Here is a 14,024-nt window from a genome sequence, read left to right on the forward strand (position 1 = left end):
GCGGGCCTCTTCGCGGGCAAGCCTCGCTCCTACAGGTCCTGCGCTGCTCTTGTAGGAGCGAGGCTTGCCCGCGAAGGCCGCAACTCGGTCTCAAGCCGAGCAATCAGCCCTTGAGCTTCGACCAGATCCGGTCCTGCAGCTCACGCGCCTTGTTGCTGCACTCTTTCTCAGGGCGCAGGCGCGAGGCGAACTCGTCGGGCATGTTGATCGCGTCCATCACCCGCCATTTGGCGTCGATCAGCTTGTCGCTCTGAATGCCGTTGGCATAGGCGATCGCATTGGACACGGCGGCGGCGTTTTCCGGTTTCATCATCCAGTCGATGAAGATCTTCGCGTTGCCGGGGTGCGGCGCGCTTTTCGGTACGGCGAAGTTGTCCTGGAACATCGCCAGGCCTTCGCGCGGATACACGTACTTGATGCTGCTCTTCTGCAACGTGGCCCGGGCGGTGGAGCCGTTCCAGTTCTGCATCATGATCACTTCACCGGAGGCCATGCGGTCGACGGTGTTGTCCGAGCTGTACATCTTCAGGAACGGTTTCTGCTTTTGCAGCAGTTCCAGAATGCGTTTGGCGTCCTGCGGGTTTTCGCTGCATTCGTCGACGTTCAGATAGTGGCTGGCGGCGTTGATCACGCTGCTGGAGGTGTCGAGCGCGGCGAGTTGGCCTTGCAGTTCCTTGCGTGGCTCGAAGAACTCCTTCCACGAATCGTCCAGTTTGCCGCCCGGCACGCGTGCGCTGTCATAGGAGAACCCGGTGGTGCCCCACAGGTACGGCGCCGAGAACTTGCGACCGGGGTCGAAGCTCGGGTCGCGGAACGCCGGTTTGACGTGCTGGAAATTGGGCAGGGTCGATGCGTCGATTTCCAGCAGCAGGTTCTGATTGATCAGCGTGCGCATGATCGACTGCGACGGCACGATCACGTCATACGCCGCACCACCGGCCTGCAATTTGGCCAGCAGGGTTTCGTTGCTGTCGTAACCGTCCATGGTGACCTTGATGCCGGTCTCCTTTTCGAATTTGGCCAGCAGGTCCACCGGGTAGTAATCGGTCCAGTTGTAGAAGAACAACTCCTTGGGCTCGGCGGCCTGTGCGCTGAACGCGGTGAAGCAACTCAGGGCCAGACCGGTGACGGCGAAACACAGTTTTTTCATTTTCATGTTTTTGTGCGCTCCAGGATTTATTGGTTTTTGCCGCGCTGTCCCAGCCAGAAGGCCAGCACCACCAGCACGATGGAAATCACCAGCATCAGGGTCGAGATCGCGTTGATCTCCGGCGTCACGCCGGCCTTGATCGCCGAGAAGATGTACACCGGCAAGGTCGTCGAACCCGGCCCGGCGACAAAGAACGTCATGATGAAATCGTCGAGGCTGACCACGAACGCCAGCACCGAACCGGACAAAACCGCCGGCCACAACAGCGGTAACGTCACCCGGCGAAACACCTGCCACGGGTTGGCGTACAAATCGTTCGCTGCCTCCAGCAGGCTTTTGTCGAGATCATTGAGCCGCGCGCGAATCGGCAGGTACGCGAAGGGAATGCAGAAGCCGACGTGCGCGACAATCACCGTCAGCAAACCGAGCTTGATCCCCAGCGCCATGAACAGCAGCAGGGTGGCAACAGCGGTGACGATCTCCGGCAGGATCAGCGGCAGGTTGATCCCGCCCTCGACCATTTTCTGCCCGTAGAACGGCCGGTAAGTCGCCAGCGCCGCGAGCAGCGCAATGGCCGTGGCGCAGACCGTGGCGATGCTGGCGACGATGATCGAGTTCAGCGCTGCGGTCTGGATCGACGGGTTGGCCAGAATCCGCCCGTACCAGGCGAACGAAAACTCGGTCCACACCGTCGCCGAACGGTTGGCGTTGAAGCTGTAGGCGATCAGCACGAAGATCGGTACGTACAGGTACGCGAGGATCAGCAGGCTGACTTCGCGGGTCAGCGGCAGTTTTTTCAGGTGCAGGGCAATCATGCGATGGCTCCCCGGCGTAGAGTTTTGGCGGCGCTGCGGCTATAGAGGGCGTAACCCACCAGCGACAGCAGCAGAATCCCCAGCAACAGGAACGACAGCGAACTGCCCAGCGGCCAGTTGCGCGCGGTGCCGAACTGTTGCTGGATCAGGTTGCCGATCATCAGCGTCTTGCCGCCGCCGAGAATCGCCGGGGTGATGAAGGCGCCGAGGCTCGGCACGAACACCAGCAGCGCGCCGGCAATCACGCCGGGCATCGACAGCGGCAGGATGATTCGCTTCAACGCGTGCCAGCGGTTGGCGCCCAGGTCGTAGGCCGCTTCCACCAGGCGCCAGTCGAGTTTTTCCAGGGTCGAATAGATCGGCAAAATCATGAACGGCAGGAAGCTATAAACCAGCCCGACGCTGACGGCGAAGTCGTTGTAGAGCAGGGTGATGCCGCCCGCCTGCGGGAACAGCGTGTTGAGGCTCTGCGCGACCCAACCGTGTTCACGCAGGATGATCAGCCACGCGTAGTTGCGGATCAGCAGGTTGGTCCAGAACGGAATGGTGATCAGCAAGACCATGAGGTTGCGCCGGCGCGGGGTCAGGCTCGACATCCACAACGCCACCGGGAAGCCGAACAGGAAACACAACAGCGTCGTGCCGCCAGCCTGGAACACCGAGCGCAACAAGGCTTGGGCGTAGACCCAGTTCAGCTCCAGTTCACCGTCGAATCCTTCCTGGAAAAACAGCTGCACGTAGCTTTGCAATTGCCAGTTGGCTTGCCAGTCGACGCCGCCGTAGACGTTGCGCGGCAACAGGCTGATGTAGCCCATGATGCCCAGCGGAATCGCGATCAGTGCCAGCAAAGTCAGAACCACCGGGCTGAGCAACAGCGCGCGGTTGAGAGCGGGGGAAGTGCTGCTGACGCTCATCTCAGGCCTCCATCAACAGGCAGGCGTGGGGCGGCAGATTGACCGCGACACGATCACCGACCACCCGGCCACGGTTCAGGCCTTCGTTGTTCTCGCGCAACATGACCTTGATGTCGTTGTTCAAGCGGCACTGATAAAGCGTCGCGGTGCCGACATACAACACCGCTTCGATCACCCCGCGCAGGTGATGAGGCTGCCCGACGTCGACCAGTTGCGAGCGCTCCGGGCGGAACGCCAGTTGCACGTTGTTGCCGTCGAAACCCTGGGCCGGGCAGGGGATCTCCACCGGCATACCGCTGGGCACGAAGAGTTTTTCGTTCTGCTGGCCGCGTTTGAGATGACCGGGCAGGAAATTGATGTCGCCGATGAACTGGGCGACGAACTGATGCTGCGGCCGTTCGTAAATATCGTTGGGGGTGCCGATCTGCAGGATCTTGCCGGCGGACATCACGGCAATGCGGTCAGACAGGGTCAGGGCTTCTTCCTGATCGTGGGTGACGAAAATGAAGGTGATCCCGGCTTCCTTCTGCACGCGCTTGAGTTCGACCTGCATCTCTTTACGCAGCTTGAGGTCGAGCGCCGACAGGGGTTCGTCGAGCAGCAACACTTTCGGTTTTGGCGCCAAGGCGCGCGCCAGAGCCACGCGTTGTTGCTGGCCACCGGACAACTCGGCGGGTTTGCGTCTGGCCAGGTGTTGCATTTGCACAAGCGCCAGCATCTCATCGACACGCCGAGGAATAACCTTGTGATCAAGGCCCTGCATCTCGAGCCCGAAGGCGATATTCTGCGCGACGCTCATGTGCGGAAACAGCGCATAGCTCTGGAAGACGGTATTGACCCGGCGCTTGAACGGCGGCAGCTCGTTGACCGGTTCGCCGGCGAGACGGATTTCGCCATCGCTGACGTGTTCGAAACCAGCGATGGTGCGCAGCAGGGTGGTTTTGCCACAGCCGGACGGGCCGAGCAGGGTGAAGAATTCGTTGTCGGCAATGTCGACTGACACGTTGTCGAGGGCTGGAGCCAGCCCCGGATCGTCGGAATACCGCTTGGAGACGTTACGCACTTCGATTGCTATTGGTTGACCCATAATGGTGCAATCCTCTAATTATTGTATGCAATATCTGGATGCAATCTACAAATAACCGGATTAATCTGCTCGTGCAACCCCCTTTTTCAAAGGCTGCTCATCGCCTGGGGCCGGTTGTTTAGCGCTAAAGGAGTGTTGAAATGACCGAGAAGAAACTCGAGACCACGGTCGACCGCGTCTACCAAGGGGTTTACGAGGCGATCAGCAAGCGTTCGTTGCGTCCTGGCATGAAGCTTGGGGAGACTTCGCTGGCCGAACTTTTTAATGTCAGCCGAACGTCGGTTCGTGCCGCGCTCAAGCAATTGGAGGCGGATGGATTGGTGACGACCGAGCCCAATAAGGGTGCATCGGTGTCGTTGCCCAGCGATGAAGAGATCCGTTCGCTGTTTGAAACGCGACGCCTGATCGAGATCGGCATCGTCACCGAACTCTGCCGGCGTCGTGACACCGCCGTGACCCGGGACCTGCGCGATCACCTGTTGCTCGAGGATGAAGCGCACCGCAACGGCGACCACGAACGGCTGATCCATCTGCTCGGCGAGTTCCACATCAAACTCGCGCAAAGCCTGAACAATCCGGTGTTGCTGGACTGGTTCCGCAAACTGATCTCCCGCGCCTCGCTGTACGCCGCCGCGCTGGACGACGACAGTCACGAAGCCTGCCGCGACGATGAGCACCTGCGCCTGATCGAGTACATCGAGGCCGGCAACCAGAGCGCCGCCATCGAACTGACCTGCATCCATTTGAACGGCATCGAGAAGGCGATCCTGGACGTCGCCGCCACGTTGAAGACGGGGTATCACCCGCTCAAACACCTGATTGAGGTTTGATCACAAAACTCAAACCTGACTGGGTACCTGTGGGAGCGAGACCGGCTTGCCGGCGATGACGGCATAACATGCAACGAGGATGCTGACTGTCACGCCCTCATCGCCGGCAAGCCGGTCTCGCTCCCACAGGGATCTGTGGTGGGCAAAGATTGCCGTCAGAATCAGCTAACCTCTATGAAACCATTGGCATCCGCAGTGCTCGAAACAAACGGGCGCCAATCACAGGACACAGAGCCAGTCGATGCAGTTTCTAGACGATAGCCACGGGTGTGCTGGATGGAACGGTGAAATGGCCGGACGCATCCGTGCGTTCGACTGGCGTCGCACTGAACTGGGAAGCCTGGAGACCTGGCCCGCCAGCCTGTGCAGCGCGGTGCAATTGTTGCTCGCGTCGCCGCTGCCGATGGTGATGCTCTGGGGCCGCCCCGGCTACATGATCTATAACGATGCGTACTCGTCGTTCGCCGGAGGCCGACATCCTTATCTGTTGGGTTCTCCGGTGGAGCTGGGCTGGCCGGAAGTCGCCGAATTCAATCGTCACGTAGTCGACACTTGCCTGGCGGGCGGCACGTTGTCCTATCGCAACAAAGAGCTGGTGCTGTTGCGCGACGGCGTCCCCGAAAACGTCTGGCTGGACCTCTATTACAGCCCGGTGGCGAATGACGAGGGGACGCCGGCCGGGGTCATGGCGATGGTGGTCGAAACCACGGAGCATGTGATCTCCGAACGCCGGCGCCAGGAGGCCGAAGACGCCTACCGCGCCGACAATGAACGGGTGCGCCTGGCGTTGAATGCCGGTGCCTTGCTCGGCTCGTTCGTCTGGGACATCAAAGGCAATCGGCTCTCCGGCGATGAACGCTTTGCCCGGACCTTTTCCTTCCCGGCCGAGCATGATCTGGGCAACCTGCCAACGGAGTTCGCCGAAGCGCGGATTCATCCCGACGACCGCAGTTGGGTCAATGAGCAAGTCAATCAATCCATCACCACCGGTGAGCCTTTCAACGCCGAATATCGGGTCCTGCGTCCCGACGGCAGTTACCTGTGGGTGCAGGCCAGCGGTTGCTGCGAATTCGATGAGCAGGGTGAGCCGTTCCGCTTTCCCGGCGTATTGATCGACATCCACGAACGCAAGACCGCCGAAGAGTCCCTGCTCAAATTCACCCGAAACCTTGAGCAGCGCGTCGCCGACGAAGTCGAAGCGCGGCTGGCGGCGGAAGAGCAACTGCGCCAGTCGCAGAAGCTCGAAGCCATCGGCGGTCTCACGGGGGGCGTGGCCCATGACTTCAATAACCTGCTGCAAGTGATCGCCGGCAACCTGCACCTGCTGGCGCGGCATGAACCGGACAATGCCAACGTGCAGCGTCGGGTCTCGGCGTCGATTGCGGCGGTGGAGCGGGGCGCGAAACTGTCTTCGCAATTGCTCGCTTTCGCCCGCCGTCAGCCGCTGTCGCCGGCGGTCTGCGACCCACGACAGATCTTCGAAGGCCTGGGCGAGTTGCTGCAACGGGCGCTGGGCGAAACCATCCAGATCGATGTGCGGTTGCCTCAAGCGTCGTGGCACATCAACGTCGATCGCAACCAACTGGAAAACGCCATTCTCAATCTCGCGATCAATGCCCGTGACGCCATGGCGGGCGAAGGCACCATTGAATTGAGCGCCGAGAACGTTACCCTCGACCGCAAGTTTTGTGCGGGCAAAGGTATTTCGCCTGGCGATTACGTGCGTGTCGCCGTGGCGGATACCGGCCTTGGTATGCCACCGCATGTGCTCGCGCAAGCGTTTGAACCGTTTTTCACCACCAAGGCCGATGGTCAGGGTACGGGGTTGGGGTTGAGCATGGTGTTCGGTTTCGTCAAACAGAGTGACGGGCACATCGAGATGTCCAGCGTCGAGGGGCAGGGCACGCGCGTGCAGTTGTATTTTCCACGCAGCCTGCGCCCGTTGCTCAGTGAAACAGCGACCCATGACACGCAGCAACGCGGTGGGCATGAAACCATTTTGGTGGTCGAGGACAATGAAGCGGTGCGCGCGTCGGCGGTGGAGTTATTGAGCGAGGAGGGCTATCAGGTCCTGACCGCCGCCAACGGTGATGCCGCCATGCAGATGTTGCTCGATGGCGTGGTGGTTCAGCTGATTTTCACCGACGTGGTCATGCCCGGCCTGATCAAAAGCTCGGACCTTGCCGCCTGGGCCAAAGTGCAAACGCCACCGGTGGCCGTACTGTTCACGTCCGGCCACACTCGTGACATTATTTCGCGCAATCACCAGCTCAGCCCCGACACTTTTTTGCTGAGCAAACCCTATGGTCCCGAGGCGCTGACCCGAATGGTCCGCACCGTCCTCAACGGCTGAACCCACAATCGGACGGCTGAACACCGAACCCTGTAGGAGCCGGCTTGCTGGCGATGGCGTCCTGCCAGCCGATAAAGATATCGCCTGACACACCGCTATCGCCAGCAAGCCGGCTCCTACAATTGGATCTGCGTAAATTCCTGGCAATGCGTTAATCCTTCGAACTTTTTGATCAAGGCCACCTGATGACTTCAAAGCGCACCTCAAATCCTCCTTCCGGCATGGTCAGGGTACGCGGGGCCCGTGAACACAACCTCAAGAACATCGACGTCGATATCCCCCGTGATGCGCTGGTGGTGTTCACCGGCGTCTCCGGTTCCGGGAAGTCATCCCTGGCGTTTTCGACCCTGTACGCCGAAGCGCAACGCCGTTATTTCGAATCCGTGGCGCCGTATGCGCGGCGTCTGATCGACCAGGTCGGTGTGCCGGATGTCGACTCCATCGAAGGCCTGCCGCCAGCGGTCGCCTTGCAACAACAACGGGGCACGCCGAGCACGCGGTCTTCGGTGGGCAGCGTGACCACGTTGTCGAGCCTGATCCGCATGCTGTATTCGCGCGCCGGCAGCTATCCGCCGGGGCAACCGATGCTCTACGCCGAAGACTTTTCACCGAACACGCCCCAGGGCGCCTGCCCTGAATGTCATGGTTTGGGCCGGGTCTATGAAGTCACCGAAGCGCTGATGGTCCCGGACCCGAGCCTGACCATTCGCCAGCGCGCGGTCGCTTCCTGGCCCACGGCGTGGCAAGGACAGAACCTGCGGGACATCCTCGTGACCATGGGCTACGACGTCGATAAACCCTGGCGCGACCTGCCGAAAAAGCTCCGCGACTGGATTCTTTTCACCGAAGAAACCCCGACCGTTCCGGTGTATGCCGGGCTCACACCCGAAGAAACCAAAGTCGCGCTCAAGCGCAACATGGAGCCGAGTTACCAGGGCACCTTCACCGGTGCCCGGCGCTACATCCTGCACACGTTCACCCATTCGCAAAGTGCACTGATGAAGAAGCGCGTCTCGCAATTCATGCTCGGCAGCCCTTGCCCGCTGTGCGACGGCAAGCGCCTGAAACGCGAGGCGTTGTCGGTGACCTTTGCCGGTTTTGACATCGGCGAGTTGGCGCAAATGCCGTTGCTGCAAGTGGCCGACGTATTGAAACCAGTGGCGGCGCACAGTTACCTCGACCAGGCCGATGAGGCGGGCGAGGTCCTGAGCCACGAGCAGACCCGCGAGGCCCGTGAGCAGCGAGTGGCCCACGGCGCCAGTGGTCACGCCCATGCACCGGATGTGCGCCACACGCCGAACCTGTCGGTGGAAAAACGCCTGGCTGCGCAACGCATCGCCCAGGATTTGCTGGAGCGGGTCAGCACGTTGACGGACCTGGGGCTCGGTTACCTGGCACTGGAGCGCAGCACGCCGACGTTGTCGTCCGGCGAATTGCAGCGCCTGCGTCTGGCGACGCAATTGGGTTCGCAGTTGTTCGGGGTAATTTACGTGCTGGACGAACCGTCGGCCGGTCTGCACCCGGCGGATAGCGAGGCGCTGTTCGAAGCCCTGCAACGTTTGAAAACTGCGGGCAACACGCTGTTTGTGGTCGAGCATGATCTGGAAACCATGCGCCGCGCCGACTGGCTGATCGATGTCGGGCCGGCGGCGGGCGAGCATGGCGGCCGGATTCTGTACAGCGGTCCACCGCAGGGCCTGGCCGACGTGACGCACTCGCAGACCCGCGCCTACCTGTTCGCCGATCAGGTCAGGCTGCCGCGAGCCAGCCGCAAGCCGGCCGATTGGCTACGGCTGGAAGGCATCACTCGCAACAACCTGAATAACCTCAGTGTCGAGTTTCCGCTGGGCTGTTTCACCTCGGTGACCGGTGTGTCGGGTTCCGGTAAATCAAGCCTGGTCAGTCAGGCATTGCTGGAACTGGTGGGCGCGCATCTCGGGCGTGCAGCCAGTGACAGCGAGGCAGAAGAATTGAGCCTTGAGGACGATGCCCCGCAAGTCAGTGGCGGCCAGGTCAGCGCAGGGCTGGAGTCGATCAAGCGGCTGGTGCAAGTCGATCAGAAACCCATCGGCCGCACGCCGCGTTCTAACCTGGCGACTTACACCGGGCTGTTCGACAACGTGCGCAAACTCTACGCCGCCACGCCCGAGGCGCAAGCCAAAGGCTACGACGCCGGTCAGTTCTCCTTCAACGTCGCCAAGGGCCGCTGCCCGACCTGCGAAGGCGAGGGTTTTGTCAGCGTCGAATTGTTGTTCATGCCCAGCGTCTACGCACCATGCCCGACTTGCCATGGCGCCCGCTACAACCCCGAGACGCTGGCGATTACCTGGCAGGGATTGAGCATTGCGCAGGTATTGCAATTGACGGTGGATGAAGCGGTCGAAGTGTTTGCCGAGCAATCGGGTATTCGCCGCTCACTGGAAGTGCTGCGCGATATCGGCCTGGGTTACCTGCGGCTCGGCCAACCGGCGACCGAGTTGTCCGGCGGCGAAGCTCAGCGCATCAAACTGGCCACCGAACTGCAACGCAACCAGCGCGGGGCAACGCTTTACGTGCTTGACGAACCCACCACCGGGTTGCACCCGCGGGATGTCGATCGCTTGCTCGAACAGTTGAACACGCTGGTGACGGCGGGGCACACGGTGATCGTCGTCGAACATGAAATGCGCGTGGTAGCCCAAAGTGACTGGGTGATCGACATCGGACCGGGGGCCGGGGATCAGGGCGGCAAGATTGTGGTGGCGGGCGCGCCGCAGAAAGTCGCCAGCAGCAAAAAAAGCCGAACCGCGCCGTTCCTCGCCAGAACCCTCAATACGTAGCGCCAGGACGACGAACGGACACCGCTGGTCTGATAGGCGGTCGACAGAACCCGCCAACCGAGGCCATTCTGATAGTTGGTGAACGCAATCGATCGCGTTTGCCACCGATCAACAAACGGAGGTGTTCCATGCCGGTGCCACACGACCTTTATCAGGATTTGAAACTTTCAAAGGAAGATATCCAGCAAAAACGCACCAAGGATCCGTTACTGGATTCACTGATCAACAAGTATTCGCAGGCGGATGCCGAAGTGGTGAAGGCAGAGCAGGCCAAGTCCAGCGATGACTCAGTGAAGAAGCTCAAGGAGAAGCGCTTTCAGGTCAAGGAGAAGATCGTCCAACAGCTTCAGGTCCCGTCCTGACGTGTCGCTCCCGAAAGGAAGCCGACAACGCAGAACCCCATAGCGAAATGGATCCCCGTTAACTTTTGAACGACACCGAACCTGTAGGAGCCGGCTTGCTGGCGATAGCGGTGTGTCATCCACCAATAGCGTTCGATGACACACTGCTATCGCCAGCAAGCCGGCTCCTACAGGTTAATTGGGTGCTTGGGACAACGCGGTGGCGAGCGGCAATCGCACCATGTGCTTGGCCTTCAACGAGCCGAAATACAACCACTCCCCATATTCACGCACCGTGGTGATCGGTGAGTAGTTGCCGCTGCTGCCATCCTGCAGATTGGCGATCACCTTTCCCTCCAGATCCAGCCCCAGGACAAACCCGCGTTTCTCTATGGGTTTGGGCAAGACCGTCATCGCCCGCACAATCATCTTGCGCACGAAGGGATGCGGCGCCGTGGCATCGAGCAGGGCGTTGCGCGGTGCATACAGCGCCACCCAGAAACGGTCCCGGCCATTGAACGCCAGGTTGTCCGGCAAGCCCGGCAAGTTGTCGATAAACAGATCGTGGGTGCCGGCCTTAGGTCCGCTCAGCCAGTAACGGCTGATGCGATAGGCGCCGGTCTCGTTCACCAGCACAAAGGCATCGTCCGGGCCCAGCGTCACGCCGTTGGCGAATTCCAGCTTATCCAGCAGGACCGTGGTTTTACCGGTCTGGAAGTCATAACGCAGCAAGCGACCGTCGCCGCCATGCTCGATGATCGCGTCGCCATCGCTGCCATAGCCGAAGCGGCTGGAAGCATCGCTGAAATAGGCGTAGTGCCCCGACTTGTCGATGACCACGTCATCAGTGAAGCCGAAGGGCACGCTGTTGGCCTCTGTAGTCAATGGGATCAAGCGACCCTGGGCGTCCAGCGACAGCAAGCCCTTGACCCCGTCGGCGATCACCAGCAAACCATTGGGGTGACGCGCCAGGCCCAGCGGTCGGCCGCCGGTATCGGCCAGCACCTTGGTGGCTTCGCCGTCGAGGCTGGTGCGGATCAGACGGCCGTCATGCAGGCCCGTAATGAGCGCATTGTTTTCCAGTAGCAACGCTTCCGGCCCGTCGATATCCGCCGCGCCGACACGCTCCACACCTTTGAGGCGTTGATTGTCGGCGTAGGGGCCGCTGGTGAGGGACGGTGCCGGCGGCGGAGTCCAGGCCACCGGTTGCACCTTGGTCGGCATCAGCAGCAGAAAGGCCGCGATGGCCATGATCACCAACAACACGACATGACGAAACTTGACGGTTCGACTCACGCGTTGGCTCCTGCGGTGGTCAGGTGTTTGTGCGCCATCTCGCGCAAGGCCTGCATCGATGCTGCCGATTCACGGTCAATGCGCCGCTTGAGCAACAGTCGATTGGCGATGCGCATTGCCAGGCCGCTGAACTGATAATCCAGGGTACGGACAAACCGCGTGCCATCGCCCTCGGCCGTGCATTCGTAAGTCACCACCACCGACAGTCCGTTGTCACCATGAGCCCGCGCGATCCAGCGGCGACCGGGCAGGTACTCGTCGACCACCCAGCTCAGATGCCCCTCGCGCCCGCCGGCGCGGATGTCTTCCTCGAACCGCGCCCCGGCATGCAGCGAGCCGCCCGGACCATCGACCTTGAGCGACGACGGGTGCCATTCGGGCCAACGGGTCACGGTGCTGGCGTAGGCGAGCACGTCAATCGGGTTGCCGGCAATGTTGATCTGATGCTGCATGCTGGTCATGGGCGCTCTCGTCAGGTAGGTCGGCTCGGGCTCCCAATAGAGCGTGCCGAACAGGTAGTCCATCAGCGGAAAAACGATGTTGAAGTTGCGTTCCTGCATCAACTCGCGACGGTGATGCAGCTCATGCAGACGGCGCATCTGGCGGATCCACGGCAAGCGTGTGACCGGGTTCTCGGGCGGCAGGTGCTCGCAGGCATGAAACACTTCATAAGTCAGGTAACCAAGGACCAGGCAGCCACCGAAAAGCCCGGCGACGTTGGCATCGAACTGCTCAAGCAGCCACCAGACGGGCAGGGTAATGACGAGTGTGTGGACCACGATCAGCCACGCCGGAAACAGGATTACCCGCCAGTCACGGGCGCTGTCGTAGGTCATGTGCCCGGGCGCAAAGAAACTGTGATGGTCACCGGCATGACGGGCATAGAACATCCGCGCGAAGCTCTTTTTGTGATGGCCCAGGTGGCGATGCACCATGTACACGCCAAAGTTGAAGAACAATAACGTCAGCGGCACCGCCAGCCATTCCAGCGGTTGCACCTGGTGCACGGTGCTCCAGAACAATCCGATGGCCAGCAAACCGAACAGCAGCACAAAGGCGCCGTGCAACCAGGGGTTGTAGAGGGGATGAATGTCTGCGCGATAGCGGTTGCGAAAAGCCTCGGTGGTCTGCCTCACTGCGGTCACCTGTGGTTATTGTTGTCCCAGCAGATTAGACGATCCCGCCGTGCAAGGCGGACCGAAGCTTGAGGACACAAACGCCATGATCCGGTGTAAAGCGGACTCAGGTCAGCGGGTTCCAGCGTTGCGACCAGTCTTCATCGGACTGGATGACTTGACGCAGCAGGTCGAAGGCCCGTTGCAGGGTTGCCGAGTCGCGGTCGCGGGAATAGACCAGATAGGTCGGGTAGCTGAATTCCGGGGCCTTGGGCACCTGTTCCAGTACGCCGCTTTCCAGATAACTCTGCACCACGCGGGTACGGAAATAGCCACTGCCGCCGTTTTCAAGGATGTATTGCAAGCCCAGCGGGCCGAGGTTGAAGCTCAGGGCCGCCTTGGCTTTTTCCGGTAGAGCCGCATCGTGCTGGCGACGGAAATCCGGGCCCCAGTCGATGTAGACATAGGGATCGGGTTTACCGGGAAACCGCACGAGGACCAGTTTTTCCTCCAGCACCTGTTCGACTTGCAGGCGCGGCCAGTACTCCGGTTGGTAGACCAGCGCCGCGTCCAACACCCCCAGTTCCAGTTGGCGCAGCAGGTTTTCGCCGTCGCGGATCTCCATGCGCAGCGCGTGGCTGGGAATCTTCTCCCGCAGCTCGCCGGCCCAACTGAGCATCAACGGGTTGCACAGGCTGACTTCGCCACCGATGTGCAATACGTCGTGGTAACCCTCAGGCAACGGCAAGTCCCGTCGTGCGGCGTCCCAGGTTTCGACCAGTTGATTGGCGTACACCACAAATGCTTCGCCGTTCGGGGTCAGACGGGCACCGGCGCGGTTGCGCACGAACAGTGTGCTGCCCAGTTGGCTTTCGAGTTTCTGCACGCGTGCGGTGATCGCGGTCTGGGTGACGTGGAGTTTTTCAGCAGCCGCGGCAAGGCTGCCGTGGCGGACGATTTCCAGAAAGGTGCGGGCGAGGTCGATGTCCATGGGGCGGCCGGTGCGGGAGGTGTGGGCATTGTAAACGGATACTGTGGGGGGCTCATTTTTTGATTGGGTGTATATCCGTTTTTGGGGTAACGGCGGCTATTGGTTTCGCCCTTACGGCGAGTCACTTTCGAAAAGCGCGAAAGTAACCAAAGCGCTCTTGCCCCTTTCGTTCGGTGCCTCGCTAATGCTCGGCATGCCCTCGTTCCGGTCCTGCTCCGTGGGCCCGCCGCCATCGGCCATCCATGGCCGGGGGCGGCTAACCCGGCATCCATGCCGGGTTGCCCACTACGCAGAACCTCCACTCGGCCTCTCG

At 61.0% G+C, this 14,024-nt stretch carries 11 protein-coding genes; 4 read left to right on the plus strand and 7 right to left on the minus strand.

The features are described 5' to 3' along the window. Positions 1-103: 103 nt before the first annotated feature. Genes KGA82_RS21420 through KGA82_RS21435 form a run of 4 tightly spaced genes read right to left on the minus strand, consistent with a single transcriptional unit; the run spans position 104 to position 3,966 of the window. On the minus strand, positions 104-1,156 hold the full coding sequence (locus KGA82_RS21420; protein WP_192417668.1) for an extracellular solute-binding protein: 1,053 nt from the start codon (positions 1,154-1,156) through the stop codon (positions 104-106). Positions 1,157-1,176: 20 nt separating this feature from the next. Continuing rightward, positions 1,177-1,965, minus strand: coding sequence for an ABC transporter permease (locus KGA82_RS21425; RefSeq protein WP_008031524.1), 789 nt, complete (start codon positions 1,963-1,965; stop codon positions 1,177-1,179). Then, positions 1,962-2,879: an ABC transporter permease gene (locus KGA82_RS21430; RefSeq protein WP_223452378.1), complete on the minus strand. Its 918-nt coding sequence runs from the start codon at positions 2,877-2,879 to the stop codon at positions 1,962-1,964. Before KGA82_RS21430 ends, KGA82_RS21425 begins: the two co-directional genes overlap by 4 nt. A gap of 1 nt (position 2,880) precedes the next feature. Next, positions 2,881-3,966, minus strand: coding sequence for an ABC transporter ATP-binding protein (locus KGA82_RS21435; protein WP_223452380.1), 1,086 nt, complete (start codon positions 3,964-3,966; stop codon positions 2,881-2,883). Between the two features lie 140 nt (positions 3,967-4,106). Here KGA82_RS21435 and KGA82_RS21440 point away from each other — a divergent pair, with 140 nt between their 5' ends. The 4 genes from KGA82_RS21440 to KGA82_RS21455 all read left to right on the plus strand — a co-directional run bounded on the left by KGA82_RS21440 (position 4,107) and on the right by KGA82_RS21455 (position 10,330). After that, entirely contained in the window at positions 4,107-4,796 is a 690-nt protein-coding gene (locus tag KGA82_RS21440; RefSeq protein ID WP_008031530.1) for a GntR family transcriptional regulator, read from the plus strand. A 289-nt stretch (positions 4,797-5,085) separates the two neighbouring features. Next, positions 5,086-7,149, plus strand: a complete 2,064-nt coding sequence (locus KGA82_RS21445; RefSeq protein WP_223452387.1) for a PAS domain-containing sensor histidine kinase — start codon at positions 5,086-5,088, stop codon at positions 7,147-7,149. A gap of 185 nt (positions 7,150-7,334) precedes the next feature. Further along, complete coding sequence (locus KGA82_RS21450; RefSeq protein WP_223452390.1) at positions 7,335-9,968, plus strand: excinuclease ABC subunit UvrA; 2,634 nt, start codon at positions 7,335-7,337, stop codon at positions 9,966-9,968. Positions 9,969-10,096: 128 nt separating this feature from the next. Next, on the plus strand, positions 10,097-10,330 hold the full coding sequence (locus KGA82_RS21455; protein WP_008031536.1) for a hypothetical protein: 234 nt from the start codon (positions 10,097-10,099) through the stop codon (positions 10,328-10,330). A 174-nt stretch (positions 10,331-10,504) separates the two neighbouring features. Here the strand turns inward: KGA82_RS21455 and KGA82_RS21460 are convergent, their stop codons facing one another. From KGA82_RS21460 to KGA82_RS21470, 3 genes are all read right to left on the minus strand, one after another. Further along, positions 10,505-11,605 (minus strand): SMP-30/gluconolactonase/LRE family protein, encoded by a 1,101-nt coding sequence (locus KGA82_RS21460; protein ID WP_223452399.1) that lies wholly within the window; start codon positions 11,603-11,605, stop codon positions 10,505-10,507. Further along, complete coding sequence (locus KGA82_RS21465; protein ID WP_223452407.1) at positions 11,602-12,741, minus strand: sterol desaturase/SRPBCC family protein; 1,140 nt, start codon at positions 12,739-12,741, stop codon at positions 11,602-11,604. Before KGA82_RS21465 ends, KGA82_RS21460 begins: the two co-directional genes overlap by 4 nt. Before the next feature lie 106 nt (positions 12,742-12,847). Continuing rightward, positions 12,848-13,711 carry a LysR family transcriptional regulator gene (locus KGA82_RS21470; protein ID WP_008031541.1) on the minus strand — a complete coding sequence of 288 codons (864 nt, stop codon included), beginning with the start codon at positions 13,709-13,711 and terminating at the stop codon, positions 12,848-12,850. Between the last annotated feature and the right edge of the window lie 313 nt (positions 13,712-14,024).

The organism is Pseudomonas sp. BF-RE-22, assembly GCF_019956155.1.
Lineage (GTDB): Bacteria > Pseudomonadota > Gammaproteobacteria > Pseudomonadales > Pseudomonadaceae > Aquipseudomonas > Aquipseudomonas migulae.